Consider the following 19,907-nt stretch of genomic DNA (forward strand, 5'->3'; position numbering starts at 1 on the left):
GGTTGGGGTAAAACGGGCCTCAGCGGCCGCCGGCAATGTCGATAAAGGAGCCGGTCACGTAGGAGGCGGCATCGGACAGCAGCCAGGCGATGGCGGCGGCCACTTCTTCCGGCCGGCCGCCACGCTGCAGCGGGATCTGCGGGCTGAGCCGCTCGACCCGGCCCGGCTCGCCGCCGTCCGCATGCATCTCGGTGTGGATAAAGCCCGGGCGCACCCCGTTAACCCGGATGCCGGCGGCGGCCAGCTCCAGCGACAGCCCCCGGGTAAGGGTGTCTATCGCGCCCTTGGCGGCCGCATAGTCGACATATTCGTTGGGCGAGCCGGTGCGCGCCGCCACCGACGACACATTGACGATGGCACCGCCCCCTTCCATGCGCCGGGCCGCCTCGCGGCAGCACAGAAAGCAGCCGATCACGTTCACGTTCAGCACTCGGGCAAAACGCGCCAGCTCCATCTCCGCCAGCCGCGCCTGGGGGGCGAGCATGCCGGCATTGTTCACTAGGTGGGTAACGGGGCCCAGCACCTGCTCGGCGGCGTTGAACAGGCCAGGGACCTCGCCTTCCTGCGACACGTCGGCGGCGTGGGCAAAGGCGCGCCCGCCCCCGGCGGTGATGTCGGCCACCAGCGCCTCGGCCTCGGCCGACCGGCTGCGATAATTGACGCACACCCCGTAGCCCTGCTCGGCCAGCAGCCGGGACGTGGCGGCCCCTATGCCCCGGCTGCCGCCGGTAACGATCACGACCTTGTTCATATGTCTCCTCAATATTTGCGCCGGGGGCCGTTAAACAGGGCCCTGAGCGTCGGTTGCGGCTGGTTCAACGGTAGTACTCCACCCCGTCGAACACCAGCACGCGGCCATCGTACCGGCAGGGTACCGTGCCCGAGGGGGCGCTCATGCGCTGCAGCACCTGGCCGCTGGCCGCATCGCTGTAGGTGCCGTTGCCGTAGGTGACCGACATGCTGTCGGCGGTGGTGGTAAAGCTGAAGCCGATGTCAAAGCGGTATTTCGCCGCCCCGCCTTTGGTGTAGCTCACCAGGCTGCCGTTGCCCTGGCCGGGGCCGTCCAGGCGCAGGGTCGAGTTGCCGGTTTGGTCGCGGAAGGTGCCGCTGGCCGCGCGGCAACCGGCCGGTTCCGCCACTGGTGCGGCGGCGGCCGGCGCGCTCTCCGCCTCGCGCCGGCGGTCGGCGGCCAGTTGGCGATCGCGCGCCATCAGGGCGGCCAGCGCTTCGGCGCCGGCGAGTTTTTTACCGCTGTAGTAATAGCATTCGCCGGCCGGCACCCGTTCCCCGCCGCAGCTGAATGTACCGGTCTGGTGGGGAAAGGCCGCCCCGTCGGGCATGTCCATCCAGCCGCCTTGCCACCAGATCAGGCGCCCCTGGCCGGCCGGTTTGCGCTCGCTGACCGGCCCCCGCCAGACGTTGCCGTCGGCCATGTGCAATTCGCCCTGCTGTGGCTCAAAGGCCCGGTAGCTGCCGGTAAAGCGGGTGCCGTCGGGCCAGGTGGTGGTGCTGCCCGGCTCAATCTGGTGGCTGTGGTTCAGGTAGTCGCCATCCACCTCGCGGCCATCGGCATACCGGGTCTCGCCGGTGATCTTGTCGCCGGTCACCTCGGCATGAGTGATCTCGGCAAAGGGTTGCCCGTGCCGGGTGATCTCGACCCGGCCGGTGCCGACCCGGTCGCCGTTGTTTTGCGGGCCGGTATATTCGGCCCGGTAGCCGTTGTGGGCAAAGAGCGCTTCGGGGCCATAGCTGGCCGAGACGGGCGTGCGCCAGGCGCGGGTATCCAGCTCCGGGCTGGCCCGGGTCGGATCGGGTTCCCGGCTGATCACGATATCGTCGAACAACAGGCCGTAATCCGCATACACCACGGTGATTTCGCCCGGCACCACCTCGACCCAGTCGCTGAATTCCAGCTTGCCCAGGCGATACACATTCACCGCATAGCGGTCCGGCCACAGCGCATATTCCTTGCTCGCCCCGGCGGAAAGCTGCTCGGTGATAAAGGGTTTGAAACCCTGGTTGCGCGCGGCCTTTGTCACCTGCATCTGCCAGCCGTAATAGGCTCCGACTCCCGACGGGTTGATCCTGAACTGGATAACGCCCGGATCGGACACCTCGGCGGCGGCAAGCCGGTATGGTGAGGAAGCGGGCGGGGCCGGTTGTACGCTGTTGGCGGTGTTGCCGCCCTGGCACGCCGCCAGGCCCAGCCCGACCAGGCCGATCAAACCGGCCCGCGCCGCCGCGGCCATCTTCGGGTCCAAAAAGGTATTCAGCATCTGGTTTCCTTCTGTCTGCGGGTGGCGGCACCCTTCAGGTTGAGCGACGGCGGGGTCGCCATATGGACACCCCTATGCCCGCCAGGGTGATGACCATGCCGAGCAGGGCGCCGGCGCTCTGGGCCTCGCCCAGCCAGAGCCAGGCCATGATGCTGGCGCTGATGGGCGTGGACATGCCGATGATGTTGTGCAGGGTCGGGTCCAGCCTGAGCGACGCCTGGTTGTTGAAAATGTTGGGCAGAAAGGTGGCCACTACCCCCAGCCCCAGCAGGCAGGCCAGGTTGGCCGGGCCCAGGCTGTGCGCGGTAAGCGGCTGCGCCAGCACCGCCGGCAACAACAGCACCAGGCCGAGCACGAAAATGTCGTTGCTGGTATAAAAGCTGTCCATCGGTTTGCCTTGCTGGGCGCCTTGCCAGGCGACATGGGTGAACAGCGCGCGCAGCATGGCCGCCCCCAGGCCGCACAGGCCGCCCAGCCACAGGCTGGCCGGCACCTCGCCCGCGCCGCCCTCCCGGCTGCCGAAATACAGCAACAGCCCGGCAAAAGACAGTACGAAACCCGCCGCCTCATTGGTCTGGTAGCGGCGGGTGGCAATCAGTTTGAGCAGAAAGGTAAAGAGCGGCGCCAGGGCAATGAGCAGGGCCGCCACCCCCACCGGCGCGTAATAGAAGGCATAGGTCGCCAGCACGTAATAGCCGGTCATGGCGGCGGCCAGGCCGTAGCGGCGCGTCGGCGGCAGGCGCGCGGGCCGGGCCCGGCGGGTGAGCACCACAAACAGCCAGCCGCAGGCAAGCGCCACCAGAAAGCGCCCCCAGATCACCTGGGACATGCCCAGCCCCTGAAAGAGTTTGACGAACAGGCCGGTGGAGGCCCACAGGGTGGCGCAGAGCAGGCTGTACAGCATGGGATCAGGCCAGATCGGGGCGGATACGCGCCATCAGCACCACATCGTGGTAGCGCCCCGCCTTGAAGGTGGCCAGCCGTTTCACTCCTTCCTGCTCGAACCCCAGGCTGCGGTACAGCGCCTGGGCGGGGGCGTTATCCGCCTGCACTTCCAGCTCCAACCGCACCAGGTTCAGCCAGTGGTCGGCCTGTTCGATGGCCGCCTGCATCAGGAGCCGCCCCACGCCCCGGCCCTGGCTGTCGGGGTGCACCGCTATTGCCAGCATGGCGCCGTGCCGCTCCCGCGGCTTGTGGCGGAGGAACAGGGTCAGGTGCCCCACCACCCGGCCCTCCGTCTCCGCCACCAGGGTGTAATGGCCGGCCTGGTGGAAGAGCCCGGCCACCTGTTCGCGGCTGAGGTAGGGCAGCTGGGAGGAGTTTTCGGTCACAGCGGTATGACGGTAGATCTCGAACAGATCGGGGTTATCCGAAAGTTCGCAATGCCGGATGCTGATGGTCAAGGCGGGTCCTTAGTCTGCTTTGAAGATCCGGGCCTTCATCGACGGATGAAAGGCTTTGTATGGAACACATTTTGGGGATGGCCGGGCTTGTTGTCCAGACCGGGATCCGCCGGCGGTCGCGCACCGCCACCCTGTCAGCGCCGCGACTGTCGGGGATCCCGTCGGACGGCTCGCCATGGCCGGAGCAAATCAGTGCCGGACGAGCCCTTCCAGCCTGATCTCGTATTCTGCGCTCGCGGCGTCGTAGCGTACGCCATACCCGGTGGGATAGGCGAAAGCGGGATCATGGACCTCCGGCTGTTTCACCGGGGTCGAGACCGCCGGGCGGGATGCCAGGAATTCCAGCGTCATCATCGGCTCCACGAAGACGATGCGCCCGTCGTAGAAACCGTAGATAAAGGTCTGGGTAAAGGGCTTGTCCTGGAACTCGTCGCTGCCGGGATCGACGGCGTGGGCCCCCATTCTCGGCACCTCGGTGCCCGGCGGCAGCACGTAGCCCGCCGGCATATGGGCGGGCTCGGGTGCCTTGCGCGCCCGTTCCAGATCTTCCCCCTCGACGGTGATGGCATTGCGTTGCTCCTTATCGATCACGTAGAAGTGGAAGTCGAAGTGGGGCTTGTCGTAGATGCCCGGGGGGATATGGCCATGGGGATTCCAGTCGACGGTGACATGGTCGTAGCCGGTGCCGGCGGCTTCCTCGGGCAGGCTCAGCGGGTATTCCCGTTCGCCGTCGGCCGGCAGGCCGGACAACGCCGCCTCGCTCAGCCTGATCCCGAGCGTGTTGGCCTGCCCCCGCTCATCCAGCACGACGAAGGTGCGCGCCTGCCCCTGGCCGATGGCCACCGGCGGCCCCTCGTAGGTGCCGGCCGGGGAATAAGCCGCCCGGTCGGGCATGGCACAGCCGGCAAGCAACGCCGTGCCCAGCGCAAACAACGCACACCGCTGGCCGCGGTCGGCAGGACTGAGTCGCATCATACGGGATCCCTCGTGTTCTCACCCTGAATCGCCGGCGCCAAACAGGATGCGCCGGCCCGTTCGACAAGAATGGTTCCGGCCCCGCGTTAGCGCCAGGGTCCGCACCAGATTAATCTTGCGGCGGATGCGGTATGGGTCGGTGGCGGCCATTCAGGGCCTGTTGCGCCTGGGTTTTCCGTACAGGGCCCTCAGCTCGTCCTTGGCCGCCTCGAGGATCCGGCGCCGCTCCCCGGAGAGCTGCCGGCCGGCCCGGTTGATATAGAAGTTGAGCATCGACATGGCCGAGGCAAAGGGCGATGCCTTGCGGCGCTCGCTGCCGTCGGCGGCGCGCTTGAGGGATTCGGCAATCTTGCGCGGATCCTCCCAGGAGAACACACCCGGCTCGAGATCCAGCGCCGGGCTGCGCTCGGTGACTTGCCGGGACCACTGTGTCGGCTTTTTCATGACCGCTCCTGGTGTGCAGGCAGGCCGTGCCGGCCTTGGCGGGCGCTTACTGGCTATCGAAGCACATGGCCACGCTCAGGCCGGTGTGCATGGCGAAGCGGTAACCGTCGAAGACGCCGTCGTTGTTCATCACTATATCCAGGCGCAGCACGCCGTCTCGGGTCGCCACCTTGAGACCGGTGGCCAGATCGATGCTCATGATGGTGCCCGGCCTGAGGCCGAAGTTGTCCTCCTGCAGGGCCGTGGCCTGCAGCAGCTGCACCTGGCTCGCGCCCATCCGCAGCAGGCTGCCGTACTGGGGATTGCCCGCCCGCACCATGTCGGCGATCCGGGCCGCATCCTGCTGGCGCCAGTCCACCCCAAGCTTGTCCGGCGTCGGCATCGGCGCCAGGCTGGCGCCCTCCCCGTCCTGGGGCCGCAGCGAAGGCTTGCCGCCCGTCGCCGCCAGTTGTTCAACCACCCGCTCGACCAGTGCCGGCAACCGGGCCGCCATCCGCCCGAGCAGGGCATTCAGGGTGTCGTAGGGCCCGATCTCGAAGGGCTCCTGCAGCAGCACCGGGCCGGTGTCCATCCCTTCCTCGGCCCGGATCACGCTGTATTGGGAATGACGATGGCCTTCGCGGATCAGCCAGTACAGGGGCTGGGCGCCGCGGTAGGCCGGCAGGTGGGAGGGGTGGATGTTGTAGCAGCCCCAGGCCGGCGCCGTGCGCAGCGCCTCGGGCAGGCGGTGGCGAAAGGCGCAGATCAGGCCGAGATCCGCCCCCAGATCCCGCACCGCGGCGACACAGCCGTCCGGCTGATCCGGCATCAGCGGCAGGCGGACGATGCCGGCCTGCTGCAACTGTTGCTCGAACAGGGCGAACTCGCCGTCCGGGCGCGGCGTCAGCACCACGGCGGCCAGCCGGCCCTGGCCGTGCAGGTGCAGGATGGCGGGCAGCGCCAGCAGGCTGGAAGAGAAGAACACGACCTTGACCGCCCCGGGCCGGTGGACATCAGGATTCATATTGGCCTCCTAGGCCCAGGTGGGCATAAAGCCGGGCTGGCCGGTCAGCTTGTAATAAAACTGGATGTGATCGCCGCTTTTCAGCAGCAGGTCGTCGGGCTCGGCGGCGCGGGGCCGGAAGTCGATGCACACCGAGGTGTCGGGCAACGGATGGCAGATGCCCGAATCGTACTCGCGGATCCCTTCCTCGCCGAAGGTGGTGGCTTCCACGCAATAGAGCATCAGCTTGCGCGACAAGCCGGGCTGGTCCTTGGGCAGCTGGACCCGGCCGCATTCGATCACCGAGGCCCCCTGCCCCAGCCGGATTTCCTTGAGTTGCCGCAGCGAGTCCAGGGTCAGATCCAGGATGGTGCCCAGCTCGACCCGGGTGCCGGCGGCCTCCGGCTTGACCTTGCTGGAGTGGGTATAGCCGGCGTCCCGCCACTGGTCCACGAATTCGGCCTGGCCTTCGTTGAGGAAGGCCCGCACCCGGATGCGCTCGGGGATCATCAGCGCATCCTCTGCCAGGTAGTGGCCCAGGTGCCGCGCCATGCTGAGGTGTCCCTCGCGGCTGAACCCCCGTTGCAGGGCCTCCAGCATCAGCAGATCCAAGGGCTGGTCCGGCCGGTAGTCCATGACGTCCATGCACAGGACGTCTTCGATACAGTCCTCGATGTCCAGCGCCCGGATCAGGTTGCGCAGCACCTGCACGGCCCCTTCCTGAATGTCGATCAGGGTGACCCGCAAGGGGCGCAGCCCGGCCTGGGGCCGTGCCTTGTAATGGCGGATCAGCGGCAGCAGCAGGGGCGCGAAGGGGCCGCAGGCCGGGTACAGCACCCGCAGCGGCTGGGCCGGATCCCGGCTGCTCTGCGCCCGGATGGCCTGGTCGACGCCGCGGATAAAGGCCCGGACCCGGTAGATGTCCTTGCAGGTATGCACGGCGTCCTTGACCGCCATGACGCAGCCGGTGCGGGTAAAGAACTGGCGGGTATCCTGCGCCTCGCCGAGCTCGCTCTGTTGGTAGACGGTGAACAGCTGGCTGGCGGTCTCGGCGAAGAGGTCCACCAGCTGCTGGTGGTCCGCCTGGCCGTCCTGCAGCAGGGTCGAGGCCAGGGTTTCCACCTGCTGCCTGAGCCGCTGCTGCTGTTCATCCTCTGGCACCGCATGCAGCAGGTTTTCCAGCTGGCGTCGCAGCGACTGGGTGAAGAGCCTTTCCAGTTGGGGATCGACGAAGGCGGTGTCCGCCTTGAGCGGCTGGGTCGAGGGGGCGGCGTCGCCGGCCTGGTGCTGTGCCTGTTCCAATCTCATGGCCTTTCCTTTTCCGTCTCGAAATTAAACGCGCCTGGCGCAGGTCGTGCCGCGCGAAAAACGGGTAGAGGCCACGGCATTGAACGCGCCGTGGCCAGGGTCCATCAGGGCCGCATGGGATACGACCCGCCCTGACTGCCCAGGATCACGTAGGTCACCGCCTGAACCGGGCTCTGGGTGGAAAAGGGCTGCGAACCGCCGGTGTTCCCCACCGCGACGCCGCCCTGGATCTGCAGATCGCTGAGCTGGGCGCTGCTGTGGATGGTGCCGCCGTTCAGGCTGCTGTCCGCGGTATTGGCGTAGCCGTTGGTCACGGCCGCCAGGCCCGCCGTCGCCGTCGCCAGGTAGTTGCCTTCGGCGGTGGAGCTGTTGCCCTTGCCGCCGTTCACATAGAGGGTGCTCTGTACGCTGACCTCGGCGCTGGCCGACTGGATAGCGATGGCCGCCGCGTGGGTATGGCTCGGCATATTGAGGGTAGACAATCTTTGCGTCGGGGAGCCATCACGTTCACCCAGCACATAGTTGTCCAGCCCCGGCCCCTGGCCGGTGCCGATGGCGGCCCGGCCGCGCAGGTCGGGCAGGCCGAACGTCACCCGTCCGTCGCCGCCGAAAGCATCGCCCATCAGGCTGTAGAGCGCCGTTTCATCGGCGATGGCCAGCAACCGGCCATCACAGGGGTAGGTATTCCTCGGGGCAAAGGTAATGCCCAGCGGCAAAATGGTGCCCATGGTCAAGGTATCTTGCATTTTGGTCTTCCTTGTCTGCCGGCAGTCCGGCGTGGTGGTTGTCTGAGGCTCCCCGGAGACCGCCCGCCACCGGGGAAAGGTTCCGCACTATCCGGTTACGGCCGCTGGGGATACAGGCCGCCGGCCAGGATCACGTAGGTCACCGCCTGGACCGGGCTCTGGATGGAAAACGCCGCCGACTCGCCGGTATCATCCACCGTGACGCCGCCCTGGATCTGCAGATCGCTGAGCTGGGCGCTGCTCTGGATGGCACCGTCGTTCAGGTTGCTGTCCGCGCTATTGGCGTAGCCGTTGGTCACGGCCGCCAGGCCCGCCGTCGCCGTCGCCAGGTAGTTGCCTTCGGCGGTGGAGCTGTTGCCCTTGCCGCCGTTCACATAGAGGGTGCTCTGTACGCTGACCTCGGCGCTGGCCGACTGGATAGCGATGGCCGCCTGGTGGTTATGGCTTGGCAAGTTGTCGACCGACAATGTCTGCGTTTGGGAGCCAACACGCTGGCCCAGACCCAGTTCGACCAGCCCCGGCCCCTGGCCGGTGCCGACGGCGGCCCGGCCACGCAGATCGGGCAGGCCGAAATTCACCCGCCCGTCGCCGCCGAAATAGGTTCCCATCAGGCTGTAGAGGGCCTGCTCTTGGTTAATGGCCAGCTGCTGGCCATAGCAGCGGTAGGTGTATGCCGGAGCAAAGGTAATGCCCAGCGGCAATATGGTTCCCATGGTCAACGAATCTTGCATGCTAATCATCCTTCCCTGTTATGCCGGCGCGCCGGCGTGATGTGCGTCGTTCGTCTCCTGGGAACACCCGACTACCACCCAGGAAGCCATCTCTACCCTAAAGTAATTTTTGAAGGGAGCAAGAAAAATAAGGCTCCAAACTGGTCCGACTGGTTGAGTCGATCGCGGCGTGTCCGTGAAAGCGATAGCGCCGTCGGCTATGCACGCCGGATGGGCGGGCGCAATGGACCCGCTCGGCCACCCCTTCAGTCATGCGTGTTGCACTTGTGAGTTGAATTCGCGCTTGTCTGAATTCCCGAACACCTTGCCCGGCGATGAATGCCCCTGTATCCTATGCGGCCTTTTTTGCTTTTGGACATCAACATGATCGGATTTGACTACGGTACATCAAACTGTGCCGTCGGTATTATGGAAGGAAATAACCCCCAAATTTTACCTTTAGGTGATCATGGTCGATATATATCGTCAACGTTGTATGCTCCGAGTCGTGATGTCATTGTCAACTGGCTGTGCAAGCACTTGCCATTGGCAGAGCAAAAAAATTTTCAGCAGCAACGCCAGAGGCAATTGCAAAAAGGGCAAGCCGTATTAAGAGAGCTTACATTGGATGGCTGCCCAACCGAATTGTCGTTTGGCCAGCAAGCATTAAACAACTACTTGCAGGAGCCCGATGAAGGTTACTACATAAAGTCGCCAAAATCATTCCTTGGCGCCAGCGGTTTAATGCCACAACAGGTTGAATTATTCGAAGACATTGTTGCGGCCATGATGAGCAATATAAAAATGCTCACCGAAGCGGCACTCGGAAGAACTGTTAGCCAAACGGTTATCGGCCGCCCTGTTAACTTTCAAGGTTTACGTGGTGAAGAAAGCAACCAGCAAGCACTGACAATATTGACCAATGCCGCAAAGCGCGTCGGCTTTAAAGATGTTGAATTTCAATTTGAGCCAGTTGCCGCGGGCTTTGAGTATGAAGCCAGCCTGAATAAGGAAACCAGGGTTCTGGTAGTGGATATTGGCGGCGGCACCACGGATTGCTCAATGTTGTTAATGGGCCCTAAACAAGCCGCTTCACAAGATAGAGCCGGTGACCTGTTAAGCCACAGTGGCGAGCGTATTGGCGGTAATGATTTTGACATTGCCTTTGCGCTTAAAGGTATTATGCCAAGTTTTGGCATGGATACCATGTTGAAAACGGGAAAGGCCATGCCAGTCAACAGCTACTGGCAAGCCGTGGCAATTAACAACATTACTCATCAAACCGAATTTTATAGCGCCGCCAATGGCCGTTTTTTACAACAGCTGATCCGTGATGCGGAGCAGCCCCGGTTATTAAGACGCTTATTGACCGTGCAACAACAAAAATTGAGCTATCGTGTGGTCAACGCCGCAGAGCAGAGCAAAATTGCCTTAACGGATCACATGCAACAGCAGGTGGATTTATCCGACATCGATGACGGACTGACCGTCAGCCTGGATAGGGATGGCTTTGCCAAGGCATGCAAGCGCGAACTGGGTGCCATAGCCGCACTAATGGCAGATGCCATTGCTCAGGCCAGCTGCCAGCCCGATGTGGTCTTTGTTACCGGAGGCACCGCTAAATCTCCCGTAATAAATCAGTTTTTAAAACAGCAGTTTCAGCATACCCCCATTGTCATAGGTGACCATTTCGGCAGTGTTACCGCCGGCCTGACACGTTGGGCCCGGACTATTTACTCATAGAAAAAACAGCCATACTTCAAGGCGATTAAACTTTACCATCCCTGACCTTTAACCGCCTTGAGTCCGTGAATTTTACAGACTTGAAAAACCAGACAGCCAAATGAAAACTGTTATCGTTTCAATATCATCCAAACTTAACGGTGAAATAACACCGCCAGATATTGAAAGTTGCCATTGAACACCTTGTCACGAGACCGGCTCAGGGTTTTGGCAGCGGGTTTATACCCAGCTCTTGTTGTTTTCGCTTGCTGAGGCCGAGTGACACTATCCGATATGACTCGGATAAATAGTACTTCAACTCCTCGTCCAAGATACCGGAGGTGTCGGTCTGCTGTATCCATTTCATGCCACGGCTGGCGAAATAGGGCGCAGGCCGATAACCTTCATGGCTACTGAGAAATTCAAAATTCAGATTTGATGTTTTAAAAGTGAATGCCGGTTGACCCTGCTTGCCCCAACCACCGATGGCGAATACTTTGCCACCGACTTTCCAAACGTGAGCGTCCCCCCATTGAACAACATGGGTGGTTGCATGCATAGAGCCACAAAATTGGTTGAATGCATTATAATTCAAGCTTGTCTCCTTCCGTTCTCATGGCATTGTCATCGGGGTGGTCACAGTTCTGTCCCTTGGGCAATGGCAAGTGTTTGCGGATACGTGCAGACTTATTGGCAGCTTATCACCATAACGCCCGATTCAGAGAGAGCTTGAAGCGCAGCGTAAATCGAATTTATACACTACCTTCACATTCCACCACCAGCACCCTTGCTTCCCCTATGGGGTGGGCAACATGCTCGGTACCAATTGAAGCGAAAAAAATATCACCTGCATTCAATAAAACCGACTCTTCTTTACCGCTAAACCGATAATACATTTCAACTTGTCCATCCAAAACAACGAACACTTCTTCGCCATCATTAACATGCCACTTGTACGGCTGATCTGTCCAATGCAGACGCGTCGTTATGCCATTCATATTAGCAATATCCTTCGCACCCCAGGCTCGCTCAGCCTTAAATTCTTTACTTCTTACTACTTCCATAAATTTGCTCCAATAGAGATAAGTGCATACCAGTATAAGGCCACAATAAAGGCCCGCATCGGCAACAGGCACGCTACCGCCCGGGCGTTACAGGCCGCCATTCCTGCCACCACGGTTTCCATATGCAACCATTCTGGACGGGCTGGCGAGCGGAGGCAATTGCAAAAAGGTGAAATGGGAATGCAAAACGCGCCAAGTGGCGATAATTTGAACGACGTGAGTGGTGGACATAAAAAAACCGCCTTGCGGCGGTTTTTTCGGGCTCGTTGCGATTAGGCGCGAACGAAGTCCAGGTGAGCCAGCTTGGGCTTGTAGGGGTGACGCTGAACGTCTTGCAGCTTCACTTTTACTTCCTGGCCGTTGATCACCAGGGTCAGCACGTCGCTGTAGAAAGCGTCGTTTTGCTGGGCGATGATGGCTTTTTTGTGGTCCAGGGCGATGGCTACCGGCTCCTGGTCGCCGCCGTAAACGATGGCGGGTACTTTGTCTTCATGACGCAGGCGGCGGCTCGCACCTTTCCCCAGGTCTGAACGGACTTCGGCTTCAAATACGAATGACATAATTTTCTCTCTAAGGTTAGTGGCGAAAGCTGCGACCGGCCTTCGCCTGTAAAAAGCGCGCGGATGGTAACACGCGCCGGGGGTGAGGGCAAGCTGGAAGCTGGAAGCTGGAAGCTGGAAGCTGGAAGCTGGAAGCTGGAAGCTGGAAGCTGGAAGCTGGAAGCTGGAAGCTGGAAGCTGGAAGCTGGAAGCTGGAAGCTGGAAGCTGGAAGCTGGAAGCTGGAAGCTGGAAGCTGGAAGCTGGAAGCTGGAAGGATGATGGTGAAGGAGCCTGGTGGTTGCAAGCCCCGAGTCACCGGCGTGACTCGGGTTTCCCATTTCCGCCCTCTTCAAGCTTCCGGCTTATGGCTTCCGGCTTGTTACAACCCTTCTATCTGCTGCAGTACCCGCTTGTCCGACACCGGATAGGGGGTGCCCAGGGTCTGGGCGAAGTAGGACACGCGCAGCTCTTCTATCATCCAGCGTATTTCCTTCACCTCCGGGGCCAGGGGCTTGCCCTTGGGCTGCTTGTTCAGCAGCGCCTGGTAGGCGGTTTGCACCTGCTGGATCTTCAGCAGGTGGGCCCGGTCCCGGTGCGGATCTATGCCCAGCTTGTCCAGGCGCCGGCTCAGGGCCTCCAGGTAGCGGCTCAGATCTTTCAGCCGCTCGGCGCCGGTGTCGGTGACGAAGCCGCGGAAAATCAGGCCGTCGAGCTGGGCCTGGATGTCCGACATCGCCATGGCCATGGCGAGATCGATCTTGCCCTTCAGCCGTTTCTTGATGGCCTGGGCCCGGCTCAGCACCTCTTCCACCTGCAGGGCGATGGCCGCCACCGTGGGGTTGAGCTCGCCGGCCACCCTGTCCTTGAGCGCGGCGAACTCCTCCGGCGTCCAGGCCGGCGCCCCGTACTGGCGCATCAGCTGGTGGATGCCGGCGCGGATGCAGTCGTCCACCAGATCCAGCACCTTACCGTAGGGGTTGAAGTAAAGGCCGAGCTTGGCCTTGTTGGGCAGCTTGTCCTGCAGGTACTTGATGGGCGACGGCAGTTGCAGCTGCAGCAGCTTGCACTGGCCGTCCCACATGGTGCGGGCCTGGCTCGGCTCGTCCTCGCACAGCTGCAGCGCCACGCTGTCACCCTGATCACTCAGCGCCGGGTAGGCCTTCACCTCGAAGCCGGCGCGTTTGGCGGCAAAGGTCTGCGGAATGGCCTTGGCCGGAAAGGTCAGCAGCCCTTCCTGCTCGAAACGGTCGTCGTCCACCGCCTGGGTCAGGGCCGTCTGTACCTGGCCCTGCAGGGCGAGCTTTATCGGCTCCAGATCCCGGCCGGCGGCCAATTCCTTGCCGTCCGCGTCCAGCACCGCAAAGCGCATGATGAGGTGGGGCGGCAGCGCGCTCCAGTCCCAGTCCTCGCGCGGCACCGTCACCCCGGTCATGCGGCGCAGGTGTTTTTCCATCTGGTCGAGCAGCCGGCCCTCGAAGGGGATCATGGCCGCCAGCAGCGCCTCGGCGAAGTTGGGCGCCGGCACAAAGTGCTTGCGCATCGGCTTGGGCAGGGATTTGATCAGCGCGATCAGCAGCTCCCGGCGCAGCCCCGGCACCTGCCATTCGAAGGGCTCGGCCGCCACCTGGTTGAGCAGCGGCAGCGGAATGCGCACCGTCACGCCGTCTTCGTCCTTGCCCGGCTCGAACTGGTACTCCAGGGCCAGGTTCAGGCCGTCGTGCTGCCAGGCGTCCGGGTAGTCGCGCACCGTCACCGCCCCTGCCCGCTCGTTCAGCAGCATCTCTTCGGTAAAGTGCAGCCGCTCGGGGTTGTCCTTGCGCGCCTTCTGCCACCACTTGTCGAAATGGCGGATGGAGACGATGTCCGCCGGCAGCCGTTCATCGTAAAAGCGGAACAGGGTCTCGTCGTCGATCACCAGATCCCGGCGGCGGGACTTGTGCTCCAGGGTTTCGGCCTGCTCCAGCAGGGCCCGGTTGTGGTGGAAGAACTCGTGGCGGGTGCTGAGCTCCCCCTCCACCAGCGCCTGGCGGATAAACAGCTCGCGGCACAGTTTGGGGTCCACATGGGAATAGTTCACCCGCCGGCGCACCACCACCGGCAGGCCGAACAGGGTCTGGCTCACATAGCCCATCACCGCCCCCTGCTTCCTGGACCAGTAGGGCTCGCTGTAGCTGGACTTGAGCAAATGCGCCCCCGCCTCCTCCAGCCAGCACGGGTCCACCTTGGCGGCGATGCGGCCGTACAGGCGCTGGGTTTCGGTGAGTTCGGCCACCATCAGCCAGCGCGGCGGCTTCTTGGCCAATGCCGAGCCCGGCACCAGCACGAAGCGGGCGTTGCGTGCCCCCAGGATTTCCTTCTTGTCGCCGTCGCGCATGCCCACCTGGCTCAGCATGCCGGTGAGCAGCGCCCGGTGCAGGCTGTTGTAGTCGGCGGGCTCGCTGTTGAGGGCAAAGCCCAGCTCACGCACCACCAGCCGCAGCTGGCTGTAGATGTCCTGCCACTCGCGCACCCGCAGGTAGTTCAAGAATTCCTTGATGCACTGCTTGCGGAACTGGTTGCCGCTCAGCAGTTTCTGCTGCTCCCTGAGGTAGTTCCACAGGTTCAGGTAGGCGACAAAGTCGGAATCGCCGTCGGCGAAGCGGCGGTGCATCTCGGCGGCGGCCTGCTGCTTGTCGAGCGGGCGCTCGCGCGGATCCTGGATGCTGAGCGCGGCGGTGATCACCATCACCTCGGTCACGCAGCCATGGTCCCGCGCCGCCAGCACCATGCGGCCCAGGCGCGGATCCACCGGCAGCCGGGCCAGATCCTGGCCCAGTTTGGTCAGCTTGAGCTCACCCTGGTGGCCGGTGACGGCGCCCAGCTCTTCCAGCAGCCGGATGCCGTCGGAGATGTTCTTGTTGTCCGGCGCCTCCACGAAGGGGAAGGCGGAAATGTCGCCCAGCCCCAGGGAGAGCATCTGCAAAATGACCGAGGCCAGGTTGGTGCGCAGGATCTCCGGGTCGGTGAACTCCGGCCGGCTCAGAAAGTCGTCTTCGCCGTAGAGGCGGATGCAGATGCCCGCCTCCACCCGGCCGCAGCGGCCCATGCGCTGGTTGGCGCTGGCCTGGGACACGGGCTCGATGGGCAGGCGCTGCACCTTGGTGCGGTGGGAATAGCGGCTGATGCGCGCCGTGCCCGGATCGATCACGTAACGGATGCCGGGCACGGTGAGCGAGGTTTCCGCCACGTTGGTGGCGAGCACGATGCGCCGGCCCGTGTGGGATTCGAAAATGCGGTTCTGCTCGGCGTTGGACAGCCGCGAGTAGAGCGGCACTATTTCGGTGTGGCGCAGTTCGAGTTTGTTCAGCGCATCGGCGGTGTCGCGGATCTCCCGCTCGCCGTTCATAAAGATGAGGATGTCGCCCGGGCCTTCGCGGGTCAATTCGGTCACCGCATCGAAAATGCCCTGCAACTGATCGCGCTCGCTGTCGTCTTCCACCAGCGGGCGATAGCGCAGCTCCACCGGGTAGGTGCGGCCGGACACCGAGATGATGGGCGCGCCCTCGAAGTGGTTGGAAAAGCGCTCGGGGTCGATGGTGGCCGAGGTGATGATCAGCTTGAGATCGGGCCGCCTGGGCAGCAACTGCTTCAGGTAGCCCAGGATAAAGTCGATGTTGAGGCTGCGCTCGTGGGCCTCGTCGATGATGATGGTGTCGTACTGGCGAAGCATCCGGTCCTGCTGGATCTCGGCCAGCAGGATTCCGTCGGTCATCAGCTTGACCTGGGTTTCGCTGCTCACCTGGTCGTTGAAGCGCACCTTGTAGCCGACCCGCTCGCCCAGCTCGCATTCCAGCTCCTGGGCCAGCCGGCTGGCCACGCTGCGGGCCGCCAGCCGCCGGGGCTGGGTGTGGCCTATGGTGCCCTCGATGCCGAGGCCCAGCTCCAGGCACATCTTGGGGATCTGGGTAGTCTTGCCCGAGCCGGTTTCGCCGGCGATGATCACCACCTGGTGATCGCGAATGGCGGCCTTGATGGTGTCGCGCTTGTCGCTCACCGGCAGTTGCGGCGGGTAATGGATGGGGCTGTGCAGCAACTGTTGCCTGCGGGCCCGCTCGGCCATGGAGGTGGCCATCTCCAGGGCGATGTTCTCCAACACCGGCTGCCGCTTTGCCTCGGGCAGTTTTTCCAACCCCTGCAACCGGCGGCGAAACCGCCCCCGCTCCGCGCCCCGGCACTCTTTCAGCCTTGCCTGCAACTGTTCAACGGACTGCGCCAAACCCAACCCCATTTGCTCCTGTTAAAACTGGCGCGCAGTCTAGCAGAAACGGGGCGGGAATGGAGCCGTCAGCTCATGGCCTGCAGCAACAGCAGCAGCTCGGCGTGACGATGGCAGCCGGTCTTGTGGTAGATGGACTGCTGGGTGGTTTTCACGGTTTCCTGGCTGACATGGCGCTGCTCGGCGATCTGTTTGCTGTCGCAGCCCCAGGCCAGCAGGCGCAGATGGGCTTTTTCGGCCCGGCTCAGGGAGAAGAGGCAGGCCAGGCTCTCGATATCCAGCCGGGGCGGCAGCCCGGGATCCTTGATCATCACCAGCCAGTAGCGGCTTTCCGGCAGGCGGATCAGGTGCGCCACCTGAAAGGCGCAGGGCATTTTCATCACCTGCTGGCAGCCGTCGTCCAGATCGCCGATGACGGCCCCGAAGCGGATCACCTCGCCCCTGTCGCCCTGCATCAGCAGTTGGCCCGCCTCATCCTGCATCAGGGTCGCCCCCTGCCGCAACAGGGCCAGGGCGCTCTGGTTGGCAAACAGCAGCTGGCCGGCCTCGTCCACCATCAGCTGCGGCCGATCCGACAGGTTGGCCCATTGCTCCAGGCAACGGCTGTGCGCGCGCAGCCGGCTCAGCTGCCAGAAATGCAGCTGCCACAGTTGCAGCTGCAGGGCCAACCAGCGCAACGAGGTGGCCAGCTGTTCATAATCGCCTTTCAGGGCCACCACCAGGGCACCGCGGCAATGGCTGCCGGGCAGGTAGAGGGAGCGGAACCAGTGCCGGCTCGTCAGTCGCGTCTGGCACCGATGCAGCAAGGGATGCAGCTTGCTCAACGGCCGGTAGCCGGTGCCGCCGTCGAAGCAGCGATACTGCTGGGGTTGCTGCCAATTGATCTCCGGCGGGGCCAACACCAGGGTGATCCCCTCGATGTCCAGCACCCGGCACAGCTCATCGAAGATGGGGTCGTAGGCCTCATTGCCGGTATGGCAGTGGTACAGCCGTGCAAACAGTGGCACCAGCATGTCCATATGCTTCATTCGCTCTCTCCCGCTCATTGTTGGTATTTTTATCATCACCAAGCCTAGTCACAGGCTCAAAGTTTGACCAGCGGCCGCGTGCCACTTTGAAATAAAGCATCACAAGCGGGGTATGTCCGCCCTGCCCCGCCAAAACAGAAATCATCACCAAAAATAAATCTAACCAAATGATTAAAATGGATTTTAACTACTCATAACCACCATTGAGCAGCGCACTCTCCGCCACCGACCGGCAGTGATTCGAAAGGTAAATTGTCAAAAATAGACGCTTAAGCACGCGAAACAAGAAACACCCTAAAAAATCGCAAAATACAGATTGAAAAGACAACAGCATGGCCGTATATTGTGCGTACAGCCCACTGTTGAGGAAGGTAAAAAATGAAAGAGTTAGTAGTAACCGTCATTTTTACAGTCTGTGCGGCCCTAATCGCCGTTTCTGCACCTTCCTTGGCACAATTTTAACTGAGCCCGGGAAGACAGGACTGTAACACACTAAGAAATAACAATATTTCCTGTTAATAAAAAAGGCGCCCTCCTGGGCGCCTTTTTATTTTCTTCGTTCATACCTACATCGGGGCGACGCTCATGTTGCCGCCGGAGCCGACCATCCGCACCCGCTGGCCCGGTTGCCAGGTACGATCGGCTTTTTGTACCACCACCAGGTGCTCGCCGCTGTCGGTACGGATCTCCAGCTCTACCGCACTCACCTGGTTGATCTTGTCCTCGGCCCGCGAGCCCACCATGGCACCGGCGATGGCACCGGCCGCGGTGGCCAGTGAACGGCCGGAGCCGCCGCCCACCTGGCTGCCCAGCATGCCGCCCACCACGCCACCCCCCACGGTACCGATCAGGTTGGGGTTCTCGTCCCCGGCCTGTATGGTGACCGGGCGCACCGACACCACGGTGCCGTAGGTGACGCTCTGGGCCTGCTTGGCGGCGCTGCCGCTGTATACGTCGCCGGAGTACACATCGGGATTGGCACAGCCGGCCAGGCCAAGGGCACCCGCCATGGTCACAATGGATAATGTTTTCAGCTTCATCGGTTCCCCCTGTTGAGCATAGGTGTGCTGATGGTTGTTTTTGGCTGCTGACAGTATAGACCCGGGGTGGTCGCGACGGGTTTCACTCCCCGGCGGCGCCGGCCCCTCCCGGCAGTGTACGCCGCCAGGCAGGACAAGGAAAAAAACCCGAAAGGCAGGCGTCAGGAAATGGCGGAGGCGAGGCTGCAGACGGAAAACGGCGGCCAGAGGGCCCGGCGCGGGTCTAGCGCATCCCCCTGGCCGACCGCCCTCAGGCGGCGTCGCCCAGGGGCTTGTCCAGCACCAGGCGCACCAGCAGCAGCCACAGGGCCCAGCCCGCCACCAGCAGGATGATAAAGAGGAAGAGGCCGGACTGGAATTTCTCCAGCATCATGCCCGCCATCATGGGCCCGGTGAGCGAGCCGATGCTGTAGGCGAACATCAGCTTCTGGGTCATCTTCACCAGGGCCCGGCCGTGCATCCTGCCGCAGGCGTAGGACATGGTGGTGGGATAGAGGGTGAACACCCCGGCGCCCAGCAGCGCAAAGGCCAGGATCAGCATGCCGTCGCCGCCGGATTCCCACAGCAGCAGGCAGGCCGCCCCTATCATCAGGGTCTGCGCCGCCATCATGGTGCGCTTGCCCAGGCGGTCGGCCAGGCTGCCGTTGGGCAGCTGGAAGGCCATGCCGCAGAGGATGAGCCAGGCCATGTAGAGGCCGATTTCATCGCCCCGGGCCAGTTGCTGCAACTGGATGGGCATGAGCGCATACAGCGCCCCCAGCAGCATGCCGGCCACCAGGCAGCCGGCCAGGCCCAGGGCCCGGTCGGCCCGGGGCGGCTTGCCGCTGTTGGCATTGCTGCCGGCCTCGGCACTCAGATCGGGCCTTTTGGCCCACAGCAGCGGCAGCATGGCCAGGGCGCACAGGCCGGTGGCCAGCCAGAAGGCGGCATCATGCGCGACCGGGATCCAGTCGATAAACAGCTGGCTGATGCCGTAGCTGAAGTAATAGACAAGCATATAGCGGGCCATGGCGCTGGAGCGGCGATGCAGCGGCGCCACCCCCAGCACCCAGCTTTCCACCGCCACGAAGCTCACCGCCGCCGCCATGCCCGCCACCATGCGCAGCGCCAGCCACAGGGGCAGCAGGCTGGTCCAGGTGAGGGCCACCGCCGCCAGGGCCAGGGTCAGGCAGCACAGCACCAGGGCGCGCACATGGCCCAGCCGCTGGATCAGCCGGTCGGCGAAGAAGCTGGCGCCCAGCATGCCCAGGTAGAAGGCGGAGCCCACCAGGCCGATCTGCGCCGCCGGCGCCCCCTGGCCATTCAGGTACACGGCGACCAGGGTCACCAGGAAGGCGTTGCCCAGGGTCAGCAGGATCAAATGGGTGTACAGGGGAATTAAGTGCATGGCGCCTCCGGATTTCGAGGCGCGCAT

The 19,907-nt window shown here is 63.0% G+C and carries 19 protein-coding genes; 2 read left to right on the forward strand and 17 right to left on the reverse strand.

The features are described 5' to 3' along the window. Nucleotides 1-19: 19 nt before the first annotated feature. From ACT7DK_RS10810 to ACT7DK_RS10855, 10 genes are all read right to left on the reverse strand, one after another. A complete protein-coding gene (locus ACT7DK_RS10810) occupies nt 20-751 on the reverse strand; it encodes an SDR family oxidoreductase (RefSeq protein ID WP_445399009.1) in 732 nt (243 codons plus the stop codon). Between the two features lie 64 nt (nt 752-815). Continuing rightward, entirely contained in the window at nt 816-2,276 is a 1,461-nt protein-coding gene (locus ACT7DK_RS10815; RefSeq protein ID WP_445399011.1) for a hypothetical protein, read from the reverse strand. 34 nt (nt 2,277-2,310) lie between these two features. Further along, nucleotides 2,311-3,180 (reverse strand): DMT family transporter, encoded by an 870-nt coding sequence (locus ACT7DK_RS10820; protein WP_445399013.1) that lies wholly within the window; start codon nt 3,178-3,180, stop codon nt 2,311-2,313. A 4-nt stretch (nt 3,181-3,184) separates the two neighbouring features. Beyond that, a complete protein-coding gene (locus ACT7DK_RS10825; RefSeq protein ID WP_445399015.1) occupies nt 3,185-3,679 on the reverse strand; it encodes a GNAT family N-acetyltransferase in 495 nt (164 codons plus the stop codon). Between the two features lie 189 nt (nt 3,680-3,868). Continuing rightward, nucleotides 3,869-4,654, reverse strand: coding sequence for a DUF5602 domain-containing protein (locus ACT7DK_RS10830; RefSeq protein WP_445399017.1), 786 nt, complete (start codon nt 4,652-4,654; stop codon nt 3,869-3,871). Nucleotides 4,655-4,804: 150 nt separating this feature from the next. After that, on the reverse strand, nt 4,805-5,098 hold the full coding sequence (locus ACT7DK_RS10835) for a DUF3175 domain-containing protein (RefSeq protein WP_445399018.1): 294 nt from the start codon (nt 5,096-5,098) through the stop codon (nt 4,805-4,807). A 46-nt stretch (nt 5,099-5,144) separates the two neighbouring features. Further along, a complete protein-coding gene (locus ACT7DK_RS10840) occupies nt 5,145-6,101 on the reverse strand; it encodes a methionyl-tRNA formyltransferase (protein ID WP_445399020.1) in 957 nt (318 codons plus the stop codon). Nucleotides 6,102-6,110: 9 nt separating this feature from the next. Next, on the reverse strand, nt 6,111-7,388 hold the full coding sequence (locus ACT7DK_RS10845) for a hypothetical protein (protein WP_445399022.1): 1,278 nt from the start codon (nt 7,386-7,388) through the stop codon (nt 6,111-6,113). Between the two features lie 104 nt (nt 7,389-7,492). Then, nucleotides 7,493-8,134: a phage tail protein gene (locus ACT7DK_RS10850; RefSeq protein WP_445399024.1), complete on the reverse strand. Its 642-nt coding sequence runs from the start codon at nt 8,132-8,134 to the stop codon at nt 7,493-7,495. A 95-nt stretch (nt 8,135-8,229) separates the two neighbouring features. After that, nucleotides 8,230-8,865, reverse strand: coding sequence for a phage tail protein (locus ACT7DK_RS10855; protein WP_445399026.1), 636 nt, complete (start codon nt 8,863-8,865; stop codon nt 8,230-8,232). Between the two features lie 363 nt (nt 8,866-9,228). Between ACT7DK_RS10855 and yegD the strand changes: the two genes are divergently transcribed. Next, entirely contained in the window at nt 9,229-10,587 is a 1,359-nt protein-coding gene (gene yegD / locus ACT7DK_RS10860) for a molecular chaperone (protein WP_445399028.1), read from the forward strand. A 199-nt stretch (nt 10,588-10,786) separates the two neighbouring features. Here the strand turns inward: yegD and ACT7DK_RS10865 are convergent, their stop codons facing one another. The 3 genes from ACT7DK_RS10865 to rplY form a co-directional block, all read right to left on the reverse strand. Beyond that, the gene (locus tag ACT7DK_RS10865; RefSeq protein WP_445399030.1) at nt 10,787-11,161 is read right to left on the reverse strand and encodes an MmcQ/YjbR family DNA-binding protein; all 375 of its coding nucleotides are present in this window, start codon (nt 11,159-11,161) and stop codon (nt 10,787-10,789) included. 157 nt (nt 11,162-11,318) lie between these two features. Next, a complete protein-coding gene (locus tag ACT7DK_RS10870; RefSeq protein ID WP_445399032.1) occupies nt 11,319-11,630 on the reverse strand; it encodes a cupin domain-containing protein in 312 nt (103 codons plus the stop codon). A gap of 272 nt (nt 11,631-11,902) precedes the next feature. Continuing rightward, nucleotides 11,903-12,190, reverse strand: a complete 288-nt coding sequence (gene rplY, locus ACT7DK_RS10875) for a 50S ribosomal protein L25 (protein ID WP_202088689.1) — start codon at nt 12,188-12,190, stop codon at nt 11,903-11,905. An 82-nt stretch (nt 12,191-12,272) separates the two neighbouring features. Here rplY and ACT7DK_RS10880 point away from each other — a divergent pair, with 82 nt between their 5' ends. Next, nucleotides 12,273-12,449, forward strand: a complete 177-nt coding sequence (locus ACT7DK_RS10880) for a hypothetical protein (protein ID WP_445399035.1) — start codon at nt 12,273-12,275, stop codon at nt 12,447-12,449. Nucleotides 12,450-12,549: 100 nt separating this feature from the next. On the opposite strand, the gene hrpA is transcribed toward ACT7DK_RS10880, so the two are convergent. The 4 genes from hrpA to ACT7DK_RS10900 all read right to left on the reverse strand — a co-directional run bounded on the left by hrpA (nt 12,550) and on the right by ACT7DK_RS10900 (nt 19,880). Continuing rightward, nucleotides 12,550-16,437 carry an ATP-dependent RNA helicase HrpA gene (gene hrpA, locus ACT7DK_RS10885; RefSeq protein ID WP_445399037.1) on the reverse strand — a complete coding sequence of 1,296 codons (3,888 nt, stop codon included), beginning with the start codon at nt 16,435-16,437 and terminating at the stop codon, nt 12,550-12,552. A 56-nt stretch (nt 16,438-16,493) separates the two neighbouring features. Next, nucleotides 16,494-17,453, reverse strand: a complete 960-nt coding sequence (locus tag ACT7DK_RS10890; protein ID WP_445399039.1) for a helix-turn-helix transcriptional regulator — start codon at nt 17,451-17,453, stop codon at nt 16,494-16,496. A gap of 566 nt (nt 17,454-18,019) precedes the next feature. Continuing rightward, the gene (locus tag ACT7DK_RS10895) at nt 18,020-18,493 is read right to left on the reverse strand and encodes an outer membrane lipoprotein (RefSeq protein WP_445399041.1); all 474 of its coding nucleotides are present in this window, start codon (nt 18,491-18,493) and stop codon (nt 18,020-18,022) included. A 250-nt stretch (nt 18,494-18,743) separates the two neighbouring features. After that, the gene (locus ACT7DK_RS10900) at nt 18,744-19,880 is read right to left on the reverse strand and encodes an MFS transporter (RefSeq protein WP_445399043.1); all 1,137 of its coding nucleotides are present in this window, start codon (nt 19,878-19,880) and stop codon (nt 18,744-18,746) included. Nucleotides 19,881-19,907 lie beyond the last annotated feature (27 nt).

Source organism: Zobellella sp. An-6 (genome assembly GCF_052487945.1).

Coding starts and splice junctions, on each gene's coding strand:
- ACT7DK_RS10810 (WP_445399009.1), bottom strand. CDS start 751: ATGAACAAGGTCGTGATCGTTACCGGCGGCAGCCGGGGCATAGGGGCC.
- ACT7DK_RS10815 (WP_445399011.1), bottom strand. CDS start 2,276: ATGCTGAATACCTTTTTGGACCCGAAGATGGCCGCGGCGGCGCGGGCC.
- ACT7DK_RS10820 (WP_445399013.1), bottom strand. CDS start 3,180: ATGCTGTACAGCCTGCTCTGCGCCACCCTGTGGGCCTCCACCGGCCTG.
- ACT7DK_RS10830 (WP_445399017.1), bottom strand. CDS start 4,654: ATGATGCGACTCAGTCCTGCCGACCGCGGCCAGCGGTGTGCGTTGTTT.
- ACT7DK_RS10835 (WP_445399018.1), bottom strand. CDS start 5,098: ATGAAAAAGCCGACACAGTGGTCCCGGCAAGTCACCGAGCGCAGCCCG.
- ACT7DK_RS10840 (WP_445399020.1), bottom strand. CDS start 6,101: ATGAATCCTGATGTCCACCGGCCCGGGGCGGTCAAGGTCGTGTTCTTC.
- ACT7DK_RS10845 (WP_445399022.1), bottom strand. CDS start 7,388: ATGAGATTGGAACAGGCACAGCACCAGGCCGGCGACGCCGCCCCCTCG.
- ACT7DK_RS10850 (WP_445399024.1), bottom strand. CDS start 8,134: ATGCAAGATACCTTGACCATGGGCACCATTTTGCCGCTGGGCATTACC.
- ACT7DK_RS10855 (WP_445399026.1), bottom strand. CDS start 8,865: ATGCAAGATTCGTTGACCATGGGAACCATATTGCCGCTGGGCATTACC.
- yegD (WP_445399028.1), top strand. CDS start 9,229: ATGATCGGATTTGACTACGGTACATCAAACTGTGCCGTCGGTATTATG.
- ACT7DK_RS10870 (WP_445399032.1), bottom strand. CDS start 11,630: ATGGAAGTAGTAAGAAGTAAAGAATTTAAGGCTGAGCGAGCCTGGGGT.
- rplY (WP_202088689.1), bottom strand. CDS start 12,190: ATGTCATTCGTATTTGAAGCCGAAGTCCGTTCAGACCTGGGGAAAGGT.
- hrpA (WP_445399037.1), bottom strand. CDS start 16,437: ATGGGGTTGGGTTTGGCGCAGTCCGTTGAACAGTTGCAGGCAAGGCTG.
- ACT7DK_RS10890 (WP_445399039.1), bottom strand. CDS start 17,453: ATGAAGCATATGGACATGCTGGTGCCACTGTTTGCACGGCTGTACCAC.
- ACT7DK_RS10895 (WP_445399041.1), bottom strand. CDS start 18,493: ATGAAGCTGAAAACATTATCCATTGTGACCATGGCGGGTGCCCTTGGC.
- ACT7DK_RS10900 (WP_445399043.1), bottom strand. CDS start 19,880: ATGCACTTAATTCCCCTGTACACCCATTTGATCCTGCTGACCCTGGGC.